General features: G+C 37.1%; 15 protein-coding genes and 1 pseudogene. 8 read left to right on the top strand and 8 right to left on the bottom strand.

All coding sequences use genetic code 11. The features are described from left to right. The first annotated feature begins 143 nt into the window (after nt 1-143). From MSBRW_RS01610 to speB, 3 genes are all read left to right on the top strand, one after another. Nucleotides 144-1,919 carry an aldehyde ferredoxin oxidoreductase family protein gene (locus tag MSBRW_RS01610; protein WP_011305724.1) on the top strand — a complete coding sequence of 592 codons (1,776 nt, stop codon included), beginning with the start codon at nt 144-146 and terminating at the stop codon, nt 1,917-1,919. A gap of 548 nt (nt 1,920-2,467) precedes the next feature. Further along, the gene (locus tag MSBRW_RS01615) at nt 2,468-2,854 is read left to right on the top strand and encodes a translation initiation factor IF-5A (protein WP_011305723.1); all 387 of its coding nucleotides are present in this window, start codon (nt 2,468-2,470) and stop codon (nt 2,852-2,854) included. A gap of 83 nt (nt 2,855-2,937) precedes the next feature. Continuing rightward, nucleotides 2,938-3,813 (top strand): agmatinase, encoded by an 876-nt coding sequence (gene speB / locus MSBRW_RS01620; RefSeq protein ID WP_011305722.1) that lies wholly within the window; start codon nt 2,938-2,940, stop codon nt 3,811-3,813. A 257-nt stretch (nt 3,814-4,070) separates the two neighbouring features. Here speB and MSBRW_RS01625 read toward each other — a convergent pair whose 3' ends face one another. From MSBRW_RS01625 to MSBRW_RS01640, 4 genes are all read right to left on the bottom strand, one after another. After that, nucleotides 4,071-4,250, bottom strand: coding sequence for an MM0924 family protein (locus MSBRW_RS01625; protein ID WP_011305721.1), 180 nt, complete (start codon nt 4,248-4,250; stop codon nt 4,071-4,073). A gap of 439 nt (nt 4,251-4,689) precedes the next feature. Continuing rightward, the gene (locus MSBRW_RS01630; RefSeq protein WP_011305720.1) at nt 4,690-4,914 is read right to left on the bottom strand and encodes a helix-turn-helix transcriptional regulator; all 225 of its coding nucleotides are present in this window, start codon (nt 4,912-4,914) and stop codon (nt 4,690-4,692) included. Nucleotides 4,915-5,057: 143 nt separating this feature from the next. Continuing rightward, nucleotides 5,058-5,441: a DUF2178 domain-containing protein gene (locus tag MSBRW_RS01635; RefSeq protein ID WP_011305719.1), complete on the bottom strand. Its 384-nt coding sequence runs from the start codon at nt 5,439-5,441 to the stop codon at nt 5,058-5,060. Nucleotides 5,442-5,776: 335 nt separating this feature from the next. Further along, nucleotides 5,777-6,064 (bottom strand): transposase, encoded by a 288-nt coding sequence (locus MSBRW_RS01640; protein WP_011305718.1) that lies wholly within the window; start codon nt 6,062-6,064, stop codon nt 5,777-5,779. 67 nt (nt 6,065-6,131) lie between these two features. Here MSBRW_RS01640 and MSBRW_RS20690 point away from each other — a divergent pair. After that, nucleotides 6,132-6,466 (top strand): annotated as a pseudogene (locus MSBRW_RS20690) (transposase); the annotation flags it as partial. 151 nt (nt 6,467-6,617) lie between these two features. Here MSBRW_RS20690 and MSBRW_RS01645 read toward each other — a convergent pair. From MSBRW_RS01645 to MSBRW_RS01655, 3 genes are all read right to left on the bottom strand, one after another. Beyond that, a complete protein-coding gene (locus MSBRW_RS01645; RefSeq protein WP_011305717.1) occupies nt 6,618-6,827 on the bottom strand; it encodes a DUF1059 domain-containing protein in 210 nt (69 codons plus the stop codon). 133 nt (nt 6,828-6,960) lie between these two features. Next, the gene (locus tag MSBRW_RS01650; protein ID WP_011305716.1) at nt 6,961-7,269 is read right to left on the bottom strand and encodes an Hsp20/alpha crystallin family protein; all 309 of its coding nucleotides are present in this window, start codon (nt 7,267-7,269) and stop codon (nt 6,961-6,963) included. Nucleotides 7,270-7,340: 71 nt separating this feature from the next. Continuing rightward, entirely contained in the window at nt 7,341-7,601 is a 261-nt protein-coding gene (locus MSBRW_RS01655) for an Hsp20/alpha crystallin family protein (RefSeq protein WP_011305715.1), read from the bottom strand. Between the two features lie 778 nt (nt 7,602-8,379). On the opposite strand from MSBRW_RS01655, the gene MSBRW_RS01660 reads away from it, so the two are divergent. Continuing rightward, nucleotides 8,380-9,381 carry an ATP-binding cassette domain-containing protein gene (locus tag MSBRW_RS01660; RefSeq protein ID WP_230669921.1) on the top strand — a complete coding sequence of 334 codons (1,002 nt, stop codon included), beginning with the start codon at nt 8,380-8,382 and terminating at the stop codon, nt 9,379-9,381. Beyond that, complete coding sequence (locus tag MSBRW_RS01665) at nt 9,378-10,211, top strand: ABC transporter permease (protein WP_011305713.1); 834 nt, start codon at nt 9,378-9,380, stop codon at nt 10,209-10,211. The genes MSBRW_RS01660 and MSBRW_RS01665 overlap by 4 nt, the downstream gene beginning before the upstream one ends. Before the next feature lie 1,368 nt (nt 10,212-11,579). Here the strand turns inward: MSBRW_RS01665 and MSBRW_RS21650 are convergent. Beyond that, a complete protein-coding gene (locus tag MSBRW_RS21650) occupies nt 11,580-11,774 on the bottom strand; it encodes a hypothetical protein (protein ID WP_155398085.1) in 195 nt (64 codons plus the stop codon). 2,323 nt (nt 11,775-14,097) lie between these two features. On the opposite strand from MSBRW_RS21650, the gene MSBRW_RS01670 reads away from it, so the two are divergent. Further along, nucleotides 14,098-14,649, top strand: coding sequence for an ABC transporter ATP-binding protein (locus tag MSBRW_RS01670; RefSeq protein ID WP_230669923.1), 552 nt, complete (start codon nt 14,098-14,100; stop codon nt 14,647-14,649). A gap of 161 nt (nt 14,650-14,810) precedes the next feature. Continuing rightward, nucleotides 14,811-16,052 carry a COG1361 S-layer family protein gene (locus tag MSBRW_RS01675; RefSeq protein ID WP_011305712.1) on the top strand — a complete coding sequence of 414 codons (1,242 nt, stop codon included), beginning with the start codon at nt 14,811-14,813 and terminating at the stop codon, nt 16,050-16,052. Nucleotides 16,053-16,088 lie beyond the last annotated feature (36 nt).

The following is a 16,088-nucleotide window of genomic DNA, read 5'->3' on the forward strand; positions in this document are numbered from 1 at the left end:
AGCAGAAGTAAAAACAGAATTAAGAAGCAGAAGTAAAAACAGAATTAAGAAACAGAAGTAAAAACAGAATTAGGAAACAGAAGTAAAAACAGAATTAAGAAGCAGAAGTAAAATGGAGCGGGAAAAGGAATAGAGGAATTAATATGGCTGGCTGGAAAGGAATAACAGTATATGTAGACCTTGGTTCTGAATCTGTAAATACAGTCAGGACCGATGAGGACTTAATTCGGAAATACCTTGGTGGCCGAGGGTTGGGGGTAAAACTGCTTTCCGAACTTACAGACGCGAATATTGACCCTCTTAGCTCGGAAAATCCCCTTATATTTGCCTCTGGGCCTCTCTCTGGCCTTGCCCCCATGGCTTCAGGTGCAGTTCTCACATCAAAATCGCCTTTAACAGGCACAGTATTTAGCTGGAATATGACTGGGGGCTTCGGAAGTGAACTGAAGAAAGCTGAAATCGATACTCTGATTGTTATCGGAAAGGCAAAAAGGCCTTCGTATATAAAAATAGAGACCGGAAATATTGAAATTGTGCCCGCAGAACAGCTCTGGGGAATGAATGTCAGAGAGTGTACTGAAGCCCTTGAAAACAAAGGCATTGTAGCCTGTATTGGTAGGGCAGGAGAAAAACAGGTTCTTATTTCCTCCTTTGTTGTTGATTCCATACATAGTGGAAGAGGAGGGCTGGGTGCGGTTGCCGGCTCAAAAATGCTCAAAGCCGTGGTTGTGAAAGGAGAAAAAGAACTTTCACCTTCTGATCCAGAGAGGTTCCGGGAACTTGAGATAAAACTGTTGAAGCTCTTTGATGCAAGTCCCGTGCTTTCTAAAGGCCTTGCAAATTACGGTACGTCTGCGCTTGTAAAACTGCTGGATTATATGAATCTCATTCCTAGCAGGAACTTTACCGGAAAAAAGACTCTCTTTGCAGATGAGCTTTCAGGAGAGTGTATCAAATCCACTTTCGAGCTTGAAAATGAGAGTTGCCCTGGCTGTCCTCTGGGTTGTAAGAAGAAAATTAAAGGAGCAGGGCAGATGTTTAAAGAGACAGGATCTATTTTGCCTGAGAGGGCGATTTTACCCGAAGGAGCGATTTTGCCTGATTATGATTCCCTCTGGGCTTTTGGGTTTAACCTTGAGAATCCTGATCTCACTTCCGTGCTTAAGGCTGACAGGATATGCAAGGATTACGGGCTTGACCCTATCTCGGCAGGTTCCGTGCTCGGGGCATACGCAGAACTCAAAGAAGGAATAATCGAGGCTAATGAACTGGAATCCAGACTCTTTGAAATCGGGGAAGGAGGGAAACTCGGAAATGGAGCCAGACGATACTTATCAGGCCTTGGGAGAAAAGATCTGAGCATGGATGTAAAGGGGCTCGAACTCGGAGGTTTTGATCCGCGTGGGATAAGGGGACAGGCCCTGGCTTATGCTACTTCCAGCCATGGGGGTGACTATCTGACTGCTTTCATGGTTGGTCCCGAGGTACTTGGAAGGCCTGTAAGCCTTAACCGTCTGAGCCTTAAAGGAAAAGCAGGTATCCTCCAGGTATTTGAAAACCTGAATGCAGTTCTGGATTCTTTTGTATTCTGCCCTTACTCCAGTTTTGCTCTTAACGAAGAGCTAGGTTCTGCTCTTTTGCTCTTTGGTGCAGGTGTGGAGATTTCGCCTGCGGAACTCTTGAGAATTGGAGAAAGAATCTATAATCTGGAGAGAACGTATAACCTTAAAGCAGGATTTTCCTGGACAGACGATACCCTTCCTGAAAGGCTATTTGAAAACGAGGGCGAAAACGAAGGGTACGGACTTCCCAGGCAGGAATTCGAAGCTGCACTTAAGGAATATTACCATTACCGCGGATGGGATGAAGAAGGAGTTCCTGGATCGGAAAAGTTAAAGGAGCTTGGAATCTGCTTTTAAGAAGAAAGCCGGAAAGGCAGTGTGGGTAGCGTAGGAATTACGGAACGGAGTCTGGAAACATCTGTAAAAGAAAAAAGGAAAAAACTTCCAAGCAAATTTACTATACTGCACGCTCCAAGAGGCTAATAAATTTTATTGAGTAATGGATCTTCTCTTTGAAACCTAATATTCCTTTCAATCCACTATTTCCTTTAATCCAGTATTTCTTTAATCTGGATTTTTCCGGATTTTTTCGGAGATTTCAGGTAGTTTTCCCCAAAATCCAGTCAAAAGACGTAAAATCTCGCACAAGCGTTATATAGTCAAGGATAAATTAATCGTATTAGTTCTCGATCTGTAGATTAGCTCTGCAGGCACTCCAAGCTCGGAATATTTTCCAGTTTTTCTATGCAGATCTTAAGTAGTGTATTGATAAAATAAGAGTCAGACTTAAAAATTAGAAAAGCCTTCTTATACTACTTTACCGGAGCCTTGGAAAGTCTCTGGCAAATCCGGAATGGCATTTACAGCTTATTTATAAACATCTAAAAACGTATGGGAGAATCATTATGAAACAGCAGGTAGAAGTTAAGGAACTCAAAGAAGGGAAATATGTAATCATTGATGACGAAGCATGTGTCATAAAAAGCATTACCAAGTCTAAACCGGGAAAACACGGGGCTGCGAAGGCAAGGGTAGAGGCTATCGGCCTCTTTGATGGCCAGAAGCGCTCCTACATAGGTTCCGTTGCAAACAAAATATATGTCCCGATTGTGGAAAGAAAGACTGCTCAGGTAATCTCAATCACCGGTGATATTACCCAGCTTATGGACATGGGAGACTTTTCAACCTTTGAGATCGTAGTTCCTGATGAATACAAGGACAAGATCAAAGAGGGCGAAGAAGTTTCTTACATTACAGCTCTTGGCAAGATAAAACTCGATATACGGACATAAATCTATTAAATTAAAGTGGAAACTCAGGTTAAGAACCTGAGTCATTCTTTTTTTAAGCAAATAATTTCATATCAGGCTAAATTATGTTTTTACCCAATTCCTTTATAGACGCTCTTGCAGACTATGAATCTGCACGTTATGTTATCTTCGGCGTGCCTTTTGATAATACCTCTTCTTACAGGGCAGGCAGCCGTTGGGCTCCTGACGCTATGCGGCAGGCTTCTGCAAATTTTGAGAGTTACAATCCTACTTTCGACATAGACCTTGTCGATCTTCCGATCTATGATGCCGGAAACCTGGAAACTTCAGCTTTGGTTGACGAGACTCTGCAGAACCTCTACGAAGCTACAAAAGACCTCCTTAATGATGGAAAGCTTCCCATTATGCTTGGTGGAGAGCATTCGCTAACTTTCGCTATGGTGAAAGCCTGCGCCGAACTTGCAGGAGAAGATTTCGGGGTCCTTGTCCTAGATGCCCATTTTGACCTCAGGGAAGAATACAGGGGCTTTAAGTATAACCATGCCTGTGTGTCCCGAAATATTCTCAGTGAGGTTACTAAGAATCTTGTTTCTATAGGCATAAGAAGCGGCCCGGAAGAAGAATGGGTTTTTGCCAGGGAAAATAACCTGCAGTATTATACAGCTGATGATGTGGAATCCACTGGCATGGTAGAGATCCTTAAAGAAGCCCTCGAGTGGCTTGATTGCAGCCAGATCTATCTTTCCCTTGATATGGATGCAATAGACCCGTCTTATGCTCCTGGTCTCGGCACGCCTGAGCCTTTCGGCCTGAGTGCGCGAGATGTAAGGACTGCAATAAGGACGCTTGCTCCTTTTTCAATGGCTTTTGATGTTGTAGAAATTGCCCCTGAATATGATTCCGGGCAAACTGCCATGCTTGGGGCAAAATTGATGAGGGAATTTATTGCTTCCCATGCAAAGAGTTGCAGGAAAGCATGAGTTAAGAAAACTGAAAAGTAATTCAGAGATCCAAAATTTGCTATTTAGGATTACTTCATTTTTTAGCTACTAATGGGATTACTTCATTTTTCACTTTTTTGAACTTAAAAACTGCTGGAAAAGGCGAAGTATTAAAACTTCGGAACTTTTCCAGGATTTAGTACCTCAACACTCAGTATGTTCAGGATTCAGTACGTTCAGGGCCTGATATGTTCGGGACCCAACACTCTTTTTATTCAATGAACTGTTTATATCAGTTAAGCCTGCCAAATGGCTATTATTTTGTCAATGGCTATATGGGTAAGTTTTCCCTGGCTACTGAGCGTCAAAACGTCGTCTGCACAGGCTTTTACATTTCCTTTGAATACGTCAGGTCCGCCGCAGTAAACATCTACGTCCTTGTTGAGATAATGTTCCACTATAAACGATTGTATCATAGATTTTTGCTCCTTCTTATTTTCTTAACAACTTGCGTATTTACCTGTTAGTTTTTCTGCTGCCAGAAACTGATGGTCTGTGCACTCACAGATGTTCGTTAATTGTAACTATCTTTTCATTCCATATAAATATATTTAGAAACTAAAGTTGCTTTTTGGAGCATAATGCTGTGAATTTCTGCAAGGAAAATCAGTTTACTTACTTCGGAGCCTGTATAGTTTTCGGTTCTCGTTTTCCCGAAAATAAAATAATGGTTATATGGCTTCTTTTCTCCTAGTTTACTTGCTCACGAAATCCGGGAAAGCTAAGTTTATCTGGAAATATCTAATAAACTTGGCTTTTAATGAAAAAGAAGTAAATTTGAAACCATCTATATAAATTTACTTTAAAACTTCTCAATTTTAAACCAGTAAGTTTCTTATCTCAGAATTAAGCGAATCAGCCTTTTCTTTCGGAATTCCTGGCTTTACGGTCTTCATAGAGGAAAATATCCTCAATACGGACGTCAAAAAGTCTGGCAAGCTTGAATGCAAGTTCAAGAGAGGGATCATATTTTCCTTTTTCAATTGCATGTATGGTTTGCCTTGTCACCCCTACTTTTTCAGCCAGGTTTTCCTGAGTAAGGTCATGCATTGCCCTGTAAACTTTAATGTTGTTCTTCATCGCAAGCTCCAAGTATAAGTCTTTAGGACAGTATAGGTCTATTACAAAGTTAATGAAATCCCATTTTACCAAATTCTACTCACTAGCCCTCATGTATAAAATCTGGTTTTATTGTCCCTACAAGACGTAATCTGACTTTCTGCTTAACCACCGTATTCCCTGTTGTAATGCATATAAAGCAAACTATAAAGCACCATAATTGCACAACTTACATATACCATGAAAAAACCAACATTATTATAGCCTGGATAACTGTTTCTCATTGCTATAAGAGTTGTTCCTCCAAGAGCGAAACTGATTACTACTATTTGGAAGGTAATCCAAGAGGCTTTCTGGCTAATTTGGTGAATACGCTCGTCTTCCACAATGCCCTCCATCTTACTTTTTAAAAGATATGTTACAGTTATTCCCGCTAAGAAAACACTTATAGCAAGTGTAGGACTTCCTATCGAAAAAGCAAAACTTGAAACTGCTCCCATTAGCATTACAATCAGGAACAAAATTATACGAAATTGTTTCTGCTTCATCTGCATAACTCCCTTAAGTACATTTTTCCATGTAAGTCAAAACTCTGTATTTGTAACATTTCAATGTACAGTTTTATATACAAACTGAGTTCTTTTGCATATAATATGTAAAGAAAGCTTTACATATTGCAAATATGTATTTACATTATATAAAGTTATTGAAGAGGAGAGAGCAAAAGGATACAAATTGATAGAGGAGAGAATAAGATAAGTAAGATTTCAAGACTGGGTAGGTAGAAAGTAGAGAGTCATTAGAAAGCAAGTTAGAAACGTGCACAAATGAATGAACTCGGTTTTTAATAAGTCGTAGTGTTCAGTTCAGTTTATTATAGAGCCTATCCTAAAAGTTCATTTAATCTAATTATTACTGCTACCATTACAACTCCTAAATATGATGTCTCTTTAATTTCATATCTCGGAAATACTTTCTTGCATGACTCTATCCAGCTAAAAAACCTTTTTACTATGCTTTTCTTTTTGTATTCATCCTGATCAACCTTTATTGGTCTTTCTCTCTTCTTTTTCTTCCTATTTCCTTTATTTTCTGGTCTATTGGACTTTATTCCTTTTCTTCTGTTATATTTTCTAATTTTAGCTGTATCATACATTGCATCAGCTGTCACTTTGGAAGACCGATGGTCAATTTGTATTTGATTGGTATTATATATTTGAACAGCATATTTTTATATTATAGGAAAACGAGGTTCAAAACCACAATTCTTTGACGTTGCTTGTCCTAACGAAACTGCAAGCTCTATGGCCTTACTAACCAAGGCAATATTACTGGAAATGGAACTTACATAAGTCGTGGAAAGAAAACAAGAAGATATGTTTGCCATCATTGCGGCAAAGTATTCAATGACCAAACAGGCACTTTTTATCATGACCTTCGCAAAGATGAGAAAACTATTGATTTAGCTCTTAAAATGTCAATGAAAGGAATGAGCATTGAAGCCATTGCCGATGTTTTAGAGGTACAATCTGCCAGTGTAAAGCGATGGCTAACTCGTGCAGCTGAACAATGCTAAAGTAAATGAAAATATGATTCTCCCTGAACCAATTATTTCATAGTGGAGTCCTTGAATGAAATCCTTAATCGTTAAAAAAGCTGTAAAAAAGTATGCCTAGAGGCCCAGGATAATCTTTCATTTTTCAAATATTATTAATATTATCGTGTTACAGAGCTCCGCAACCACAGCTTCTTCCTAGAAGGGTCGATATTCGGTGCTTCAAATGATTAATATCGTCTTCGGACATATTCTGAAGCTCTTTTTTATGTTGTTTTTCTATATGATCGAGTATAGCGTTTTCAACTTCTTCCAGTTCGTTACCAGCAGCCATAAAGTTACATTTGAACCCCAGATCACCACATTTTATAATTTTCATAAAATCTCCTCTACGCAAGCGAATCTCAATAGAAACGGTCTTTGTTGAATTAAATAAAAATATAATGAAGATTAATAGGATATAAAGTTAAGTTTTTTAGAGTTATTTTACAATAATCTATTTTTTTGTTGCCTTACTCAATCGGAACATACCTTGCACACGTAAAACCCTCTTTGTAAGGGACTTTGATAGTAAGCATTCCTCTATAATTAACTGCAATTGCTTTTTCGGGATCTACGGGCCCATCCAGAAAAAAAGACCCCAAATACTCTACGGTTTTACTAAAAGCTTTTAGATAAAAGCTGTTTTCATGCATTAAAAGTGTGATATTCTCATTTTCTACATCGGGAAGTTCAACTTCCAAAGTAAGATATTGACGTTTATCATCATGATACATTGCTAGTATTGGAGTTTTCAATATTCTGGGTACTGCACTTTCCATAGTATCCTCTCCCCTTAAAGAATTCTCCCATAACTTCTTTTCTCTTTCTCTATTTTAACGTCCACTGCTTTCTAAAAAGGCTGCGGATAAAGCACCTTTAATTTAAGTACACTGTTTGAATAATTAGCGACCGCTTTTTCCGGGTTTACAGGACAGCAGACTGCATAACTGTCTGCATACTCAACTCCGTTTTTGGTAGCTTTTACATAAAAACCGCCCTGTGTGATTTTAAAAGTAATATTTTTCTTTTCTAATCCTAGAAAAATTACTTCTATTTCCAGGTTTTCAAATTCATCATCAGGATATACACTGATAACCGGTGCTAGTCGCAAAATATCTACTGTTATTTACCCCCAAAATAAGATCGTCGATTAACATATTTATATGTATCATCCCCCATAAATCTGAAAATATGTAAGCTAGAACTATAATTGTTCAGTATTACTTAACATAAATCCATTGTTATTAAGCCATCCAAAACCAATATTACTCCCAAATAAATCTGAATTTCTGAAATACTTTGTGGTCAGAAGCTCAATTGATTATTCCATCTTCGCGATTTAAAGAAGATCTTTTGAGTTTTGGGATGGATTCTTTTTTTAATAGAAGACTAGCTTCTAGTTTAATTAACTCCTGTGTAGAAACAGGTTCCATAATATAAAGATATCTTCCTGATATTCATTCTATTTTTAATTTACAATGTAGTAAAGAAAGAATTTTTTAATAGAAAACAAAAGAGGGGAATCATAAGGGGCACAATTCAATAAATAAGATTTAAACGAGTAATTTATCAGGCATCTTATAAACTTCTAAACGAAAAAACAAGTAGCATCTCAGAGGTTAGTTTAGAAACTTTATTTCCTATTTATATAAACCATCTGAGACATAACTACTTGTGTAAAACTATCAAGATATTTATTCAAACTCAATAGTTTCAGTAAACTACTTACTAAACAGACATGAAATTCTTCGAATAACAGGCACAAAGAAATGAAAGTACTTTTTAAATTACAGTACTTTCATGCTAAATCTATACCCATTTAATAGGGAGTCTTACGTTGGGATCTAATATAAATGACAGGAGTGATCCGATACGGTAGAGGGAAGGGGGTGGATTCACTAATGACCAGTAATGTCATAGAAGTAAATAATCTTGAGCATTCATATGGTTCTGTAAAAGCGGTTGACAATATCAGTTTTACTGTAAAACAGGGAGAGATTTTCTCATTCCTTGGTCCAAATGGGGCAGGCAAAAGTACTGTGATTAATATTCTTACGACACTCAGGAAACTCCAGAAAGGCAACGCCAGAGTTAACGGGTATGATGTAACAAAGGAACCAAACTCCGTAAGAAGGTCAATAGGAATTGTTTTCCAGATGCTTTGCCTCGATCATGAAATGACGGTGTCTGAGAATCTGGAATATCACGGTAGGATCTATTCGATGAAAAAAAAAGAAAGAAATAAACGCATCGAAGAACTTTTAAAGCTGACAGATCTGGAAAATAAAAAGGATACCCTGGGAAAAGATTTGAGTGGAGGCATGAAGCGAAGGCTTGAGCTTGCAAGAGGATTGATGACAAAACCTGCAGTCCTTTTCCTTGATGAACCAACGATAGGTTTCGATATCCAGACGAGAATGAGAATGTGGGAATACCTTAGAGAGATTAAGAGAGAGGGCACTACTATATTCCTGACAACACACTATATGGAAGAAGCCGATCAGTTGAGCGACAGGATAAGCATAATTGACCATGGAAAAATAATCGTAACCGGAACCTCTAATGAGTTAAAGAATAAACTTGGTAAAGACCTTATTTATCTGGAAACAAGTGATAATAAGGCTGCTGCAGAGATCTTAAGGTCTCTAGTGTCAGTTAAAAGTGTAACAGAAGATACGAAATCCCTGAGAATTATGATCGGGGAAGACGTTACTCATGTGCTTCCTCAAATTATGGAGAAAATTCGGAGAGAGGGGATAGATATTATAATCGTAAATATTAAAAAACCGTCAATGGATGATGTTTTTGTTCATTACACAGGACACGGGTTAAGGGAAGGCGATGAAGACGAAAAACAGCAAGTAATAGAAATGGTGGGGATTTCTAAATGAGCTTCGAATTTCGTGCCATATACTGGAGAGAGATGCTGAAATACTTTAGATATAAATCAGTACTCATCACTTCAATGATCCAACCTGTGATGTGGCTAGCATTTTTTGGGCTTGCCATGTCAGATAGTTTTGACAAACTAACTTCACTTGTTCCAAATGAACCCGGCGTTCCCATCGTCAAATATATTACCTACATGGGTGCAGGAATAATTGCAATGGATGTGCTGTTCAGCAGTTTGTTTGGAGGCACTACCCTTATGTTTGACAAAAAATTTAGCCTTTTAAGGGAAACCCTTGCGAGTCCAGTCCCCAGGTCTCATATTATTCTCGGTGTTGGACTTTCCGGTGTGACCAAAGCCCTCTTTCAAACTTTCATAATAATTGGGTTCGGAAAACTTGTAGGAATGGAGTTCTTTAAGGGATATACACTTATTGAAACTCTTATCGCAATGGTGGGTATTATGTTACTAGTGTCAATTTTTACTCTTGGCTTCCTTTTTCTGTCAGGTTCAATTGCAATTACCGTTGAAAATCCGGAGGGAATGCAGTCTATTCTCACCCTGGTTAGCATGCCAATTTTCTTCGTAAGTAACGCCCTTTATCCTATTGACGGATTTCCTACTTTCCTCAAAATTCTATCAATGTTTAACCCGCTGACCCTTCTGGCCGGTGGAATTCGTTACTTTGCTTTGGGAACCGATTTTTCTGTGATGGGAATTCACTATATCTATACAACAGTTGATATAGTCGCGTCTTTCTTGGGCCTCGTTTTCTTCGCCCTTGCAATGCTATCTATTGCTATGTGGAGGTTTAATAAAGTAGACATATAATTTCTCAGTTAGTTTAATTTTTTTAAAATTTTCATAATAGTTAATAAGATTTCTTTTTAATATGCAAGTTTTATATTTATACAAATTACACTTGGATTAGGACTCCAAGTTTCTTATCTACAAAGTAAAGCTTAGATACTTATCTGTATTTTATGTATAGTTTGAGGCTTATAGCCCTAGCATTTTAATGAGGCTCATCTTTCAGTTAAGCTTTAGCAAAACACTATAAAACGCGATTATAGTTATGTTAATGACGGTTTTCTATAGGGTGCTTTGAATCTTATTCTTTTTCGGAGAAAATGGTGTAAATACGGGACAGACCTCGGAACCTCCCTGAATTTAAGACTTCGTTTTTCCAGTTTCATTCTAATAAAGTCGTTAACTACCGCTCTCCTGCAACGATATACTCGAACTAGTGCATCAATCTCAAATAAATACATAATAAGAAAACAATTACAGCTTATAACGCAAATATTATTTTAAAGTCACATGAAATTCTGTAACACGGAAAACGTAACCGGTCGCAGAGTGATTCAATCTGGATATTACAACCACGGAAAACACGGAAAGCACGGAAGAAATACGCCTTTACTACTTATTTCCGTGTCTTCTATTATTGAAAATAAAGGGATTTACCGAAAAATGTTAAAACTTCATCTAGCTAACTCTTAAAAAAATTAGTAAAATTCGCTTTTTAATTAAAAGTTCGAAATCTGTTTCATATTAAATATTTAAACCTTATTCATATTAAAAAGGTAAGATTAGTTCCTTTTATAAATTTTAAATTTCTTTGTTTTTTCTTTGTTCTTTATAACCCTTTAATTAATTTTCAAAACGTCTCCTAAATTTCAGTTCCTCTGTCTAAATTACCTCCTTATCGGATTTTCAAGTACAAGAACAGAGATGAAATGTAAAGATTTATTCGGTTGAATTCTTATGGCTGTTTGATTAATCATTGAGTAGTTTCTCTAAAAAAAATTGAACTCAGTCACTTCTGTTATGAAAAAATGATACAGGCCACACGCACACATGAGCATGTAATCTAAACCTGTATTGATATTATTACTACGGGAGCGCAGAGGTTCACTTCATCCCCATTCTTTAGATTGGGGCTGAAGTGAACTCTCGCCTCTTTTTGGTTTCGTTTAAACCTCTGTACCGTTGCTCCTTTGTAAAGTAGGTTTCTTAGTCTCATGGTTACATAAGTTGGTAATAAAACTCTGCATCAAGAAAGTCTTGTAAATGGATACTTAACTATTCCCCAGAAACCGGGCGGGAGGCCCGAAGCATACTCCATCCTTTAGGTTGGGGTGGCCGCCCGCAATTTGATTTAGAATGGTAACTGACTAATAAATACTGAGGTCTACTTCACCTGGAGAATCTGCCGAAGAGACCAGAGCCACCAGAGCCACAAAAGCCCTGACCGCTGATGTACATCAACTTAAATCTTATAATCTCTATAAAAATGTTGATTTTTGTATAACTTAAATAAAATATTGGCATTGTAAGTCCCCCCACTTTTCTACTTTTAAAATTGTCTTTTTTCAATTCATCTATCTTCAATTAAAATGAGCATTTTCTGCCAATTTTAACTCAGTTTGCGAAGCACTCTGGATAATATGTGTTTTTCCTCAACCCCCTTAGACATCCATTCTATATCATACTCTCAAGCTATAACTCCAGGAATTTACTTTTGGAACTACAAGTAAGTATAAATAATCTTGAAGATTTCCAGCTAAAAGATTTATGAATTTGAAGGATATTAAATCGGATAGCTAGGTTATATATACTTACTCTAGTTAATATTAACAAATTTGTATCTATTTATATTTAATAGTTCCAATGATAAATTACTAAGGAGTATCAATAACAAGGTATACTTCAAATTTATATATAATGTGAAGAACGAAAACTCCTTACAAATAATAGTCTTTTAGTATTTAGAGACTGAATATTTTGCTTCAACATTTCTATAGGATTCTCCAGCATCTCGTTTTTTAATTTCCATCTCAATTTCTCGGAGGTAGGCGCCCATTTAATGGAACCATGAGGTTTAAAAAATATTATACTTTTCCGATTTTCAGCTTTTTAAAAACAATTTTAAATTATAGACTGTTTCTTACCCCATATTTCAAAAAGTATGTTTGAAAAATGTAGAAACCTTCAAAAGAGTAAATATTAGGAAAATAAAAAAGAAGTAAAAAAGTGGTAATATTACGTTTTTTTTGTAAAGAAGAAGTTACCTGAAAAGCAGGCAACTTCATATGTTATTGTTATCTCTTAGTCATCATTATTGCTTAATCGCAGTAGAAAAATTTGAAGCATTCGGCCGCATAGTTATAGCAGACCTGTGTATAGTAAATGCTGAAGCTCATATTTAATTTCCTCCTCTCTTTTACCAAGTTTGTTCGTTCTCCGTTATACACTGGGTTTCTGCAATTGGGAAATATAAGATCTTATGATCATCCCCTGCAGAAACCGTGTAATTTACAGCTTAATTAGCATTCCTGCTTAATCGCAGTAGAAAAATTTGAAGCATTCAGCTGCATAGTTATAGCAGACCTGTGTATAGTAAATGCTGAAAGTCATAATATCGTTCCCTCCAATCTTTTCCTGATTTTTTATCTCCCATTATATGCTGGGTTTCTGCAATCGGGAAATATAAAATTTTATGCTCATTCCCTGCAGAAACCGTGTAATTTACAGCTTAATTAGCATTCCTGCTTAATCGCAGTAGAAAAATTTGAAGCATTCAGCTGCATAGTTATAGCAGATCTGTGTATAGTAAATGCTGAAAGTCATAATATCGTCCCTCCAATCTTTTCCTGATTGTTCATACCCGTTATACACGGTCTTCTGCAATCCGAACACAATACCTTTGCCATTCTCTGCAGAGACCTCTTGAACTTCTGCTTTAAAAATTCATTTAACAGAACATAAAGAAGAAGCCCATATCGTTTGTAAAGTTAAAGCACTGGCTAAGGTTGAAGCCGAAGATAATTTCTGGAAATGCCATGTTTATTCCCTCCATATCTTGTATTTTCGAAATCGATACTTGCATACTGTAGATAGCAATTTTATTTGCAACCGCTGTTTAATTTTGATATAATTTTCGTCTATCAAACCTCCAAATCACATGGCTACTGTCAGCCACTTGATAAGATTCATGTGGTGGATTTCCTCTTATTTCAGGATCTACCGTTAAAAGTTTTAGCTAACAGTGACTGTATATAGCTATATATATTAAGTTATATAAACTCAATAGAAAATCACCTCCTTATAAATAATACCTCTTAAATGTTTAGAGTACTAATTTTATATACATATATATGTTTTTTTAACTGGTATTATGTTCAAAAGTTTAGGATCTATTCCCACTTATATCTAAATATTTAATTGTCTTTACAGGTCCAAAGAAAAAATTCTCTAAAATGTCCGGGGTAGCCATTTTAATTCTGCCATCATCTTTTTAGAAAAAATGTAATATAAAAACAGTATAAATTTATTAGAACCAACTCCGGGATGAGATTATGAATTTTTTGGGAAAAGCCTTCCCTCTCATTAAATAGTTACAGCTATCTGTTCTCACTGTTCCCATTTTAGTAGATTCCATTTATAGAAATTTTTAGTAAAGAACTGCGTTTTATATTGAAAAAATTCGTCAAAAAGTCCAAAACCATATATAGAGTTTCAATTTTGAAAATTTAGTTTTGACTTCTTGATTTCAAAGCTAGAAATTGATAGCTACATACCTTCAAATTGACTCTTTAGGCGAAAATTAAGAAAGCATAAGTTAAAATGGACTGTCTTACATAATAAGTAAAAGCGTTGAAATTATTCAATGTAATTCATTCATCACATTTCAGTAACTTTGGGAAAGGGGGATATGAATATTATCAAAAATAGTTTACCTGAGGGTGGATTCCATATTGTCAAGGTTTCAAATGTCAGGAAAAGCTATGTACTTGGAAGTCTGGAAATTCCCACGCTCTCAGACATCAATCTCAAAACTGAGAGAGGAGAACTTCTGGATATAGCTCAATCAGGCTCAGAAAAAAGTACTCTTGTGAACCTTATAGATTGCCGTAACAGGATTACTGAAGGTCAAGTTCTTGTAAGGGGTCATGACCTCAATAAAATAGACCAAGAGCTTGCCCTCCTTTGGGAAACTGAAATTTGTTTCGTTTTTCAGACCTTAAATTTTGTTCCGCGCCTGACTGCTTTTGAGAATGTTTTGCTCCCAACCTTTGCTAATTCGAGAAGCAATATTGCTCCAACGAAGCATGCAAGGGAACTTCTTGAAGTTATGGAACTTCGTAACCGCATGCATCACAAACCAGGAAAACTTTCAGGAGGTCAGTCCCAGAGGGTTTCAATTGCACCGCATATTAATGATCCTGTAATCTTTCTTGCGAATGAACCGACTGGAAAACCTTAACTCCAAAATAAGAGCCAAAATCCTTTGTATATTTATGGATTTTGATAAAGAAAGTAGAACAAATAGTAATCGTTGCACATGACACTGAGATTGCAAAATATGCTAACAGAGTTATCCTGGTAAAAGATGGAATAATTCAATACAATTGAAGGTGCAAGTATATGGAAATGATTAAGAAGATTACTGTAGCAACTATTTCTTCCTTGCTTTTGATTTCCTTGCTTTTTGCAGTTCCTGCCTCTGCAGCTGTTGGGGGAGCCAATCTAAAAGTTACAATAGTCGAAACAAATCCCTATCCTGCAAAAATAGGAGAATACCTGACTTTAACTGTCCAGGTGGAAAACATCGGCGGGGATAAAGCTGACAATGTTGACATCGAAGTTGTACCTCAATATCCTTTCTCTCTTGATTCAGAGACAAATGCCCTACAGAATGTTGGAGTCCTCAGTCCTGGCAGGACTGCTACAAAGGAATTTTACCTTTTTGTAGACAAAAATGCGCAGAAAGGAGTACGTTCCATTGACATCAGAACAAAAACCGGTAAAAACAGCCCCTGGAGTGAGAAAAGCTTTGACATACGAATAGGCACTGAAACATTTAACAGCAAAGGTACAGTTGAACTTAAGGAATTTGTTTCGGACCCAGAGGTTTTCATGCCCGGAGACAGAGGTACTGTCACTGTAACTCTGAAGAATACTGCAAGTAATCCTACTGTCACTATTGATGGAAGCGACTTTGATACAAATGCTCGAATTCAGGCTGCGGTTTTGAGACCTTTATCTGATGGGATTATCGTTCTTGATGCTCCTTACGGAGATATGGGCCTTCTGGGACCAGGAGATAGCATCAAACTGACTTTTAATGTTAAAGTTGCAGAAGACACTCCAGAAGGGACTCACAACTTTGAACTTGCAATAGAGGGAAACTCCTTCGATTACAACAGCAGAAAGAATATTCCTCTCAAGGTAGATTCTTCAAACATAAGAGTGATTCCTTCAAAAGAACTTCAACTGACAAATGGTGAATCTACAATTGAGTTCGATGTAGCGAACACTCATCCTAATGAGTTTAGCTCGGTTAGTATAAAACCTGAGGCTGAGGGCATCACCTTCTACCCTGCAGAATATTTCATAGGGCCAATGAATCCGGACGAACTTTTTACGATTGAATTTAATGCCGTTGCAGACGATCCATGGGGTGCCAGTAAGGAAGGGGGGATAAACATGAGCCTCACTGCAAACTACAACAACGGAATCAACAGACACGCAAATACTGTAGGAGACCTGAAATTTATAAACACTTTAGAGTCACCCGAGTCTAATTCAACAGCCGTACTGGCAGGGGGACTTATTATAATCTCTGTTCCTGCAGCTTTCTTGTTCTACAGAAGAAGAAAACAATAATTAAAGAAAGGTTAGCTGACATCATATTTGTGGGGG

Origin of the sequence: Methanosarcina barkeri str. Wiesmoor (genome assembly GCF_000969985.1) — an archaeon.
Classification (GTDB): Archaea; Halobacteriota; Methanosarcinia; order Methanosarcinales; family Methanosarcinaceae; genus Methanosarcina; species Methanosarcina barkeri_B.

What these genes read in the sequence shown, in the direction of transcription:
- MSBRW_RS01650 (WP_011305716.1), bottom strand. Translation starts at nt 7,269, where the DNA reads ATGGAAAGTGCAGTACCCAGAATATTGAAAACTCCAATACTAGCAATG.
- MSBRW_RS01675 (WP_011305712.1), top strand. Translation starts at nt 14,811, where the DNA reads ATGGAAATGATTAAGAAGATTACTGTAGCAACTATTTCTTCCTTGCTT.
- MSBRW_RS01610 (WP_011305724.1), top strand. Translation starts at nt 144, where the DNA reads ATGGCTGGCTGGAAAGGAATAACAGTATATGTAGACCTTGGTTCTGAA.
- MSBRW_RS01630 (WP_011305720.1), bottom strand. Translation starts at nt 4,914, where the DNA reads ATGAAGAACAACATTAAAGTTTACAGGGCAATGCATGACCTTACTCAG.
- MSBRW_RS01670 (WP_230669923.1), top strand. Translation starts at nt 14,098, where the DNA reads ATGAATATTATCAAAAATAGTTTACCTGAGGGTGGATTCCATATTGTC.
- MSBRW_RS01635 (WP_011305719.1), bottom strand. Translation starts at nt 5,441, where the DNA reads ATGAAGCAGAAACAATTTCGTATAATTTTGTTCCTGATTGTAATGCTA.
- MSBRW_RS01665 (WP_011305713.1), top strand. Translation starts at nt 9,378, where the DNA reads ATGAGCTTCGAATTTCGTGCCATATACTGGAGAGAGATGCTGAAATAC.
- MSBRW_RS01615 (WP_011305723.1), top strand. Translation starts at nt 2,468, where the DNA reads ATGAAACAGCAGGTAGAAGTTAAGGAACTCAAAGAAGGGAAATATGTA.
- MSBRW_RS01645 (WP_011305717.1), bottom strand. Translation starts at nt 6,827, where the DNA reads ATGAAAATTATAAAATGTGGTGATCTGGGGTTCAAATGTAACTTTATG.
- speB (WP_011305722.1), top strand. Translation starts at nt 2,938, where the DNA reads ATGTTTTTACCCAATTCCTTTATAGACGCTCTTGCAGACTATGAATCT.
- MSBRW_RS01625 (WP_011305721.1), bottom strand. Translation starts at nt 4,250, where the DNA reads ATGATACAATCGTTTATAGTGGAACATTATCTCAACAAGGACGTAGAT.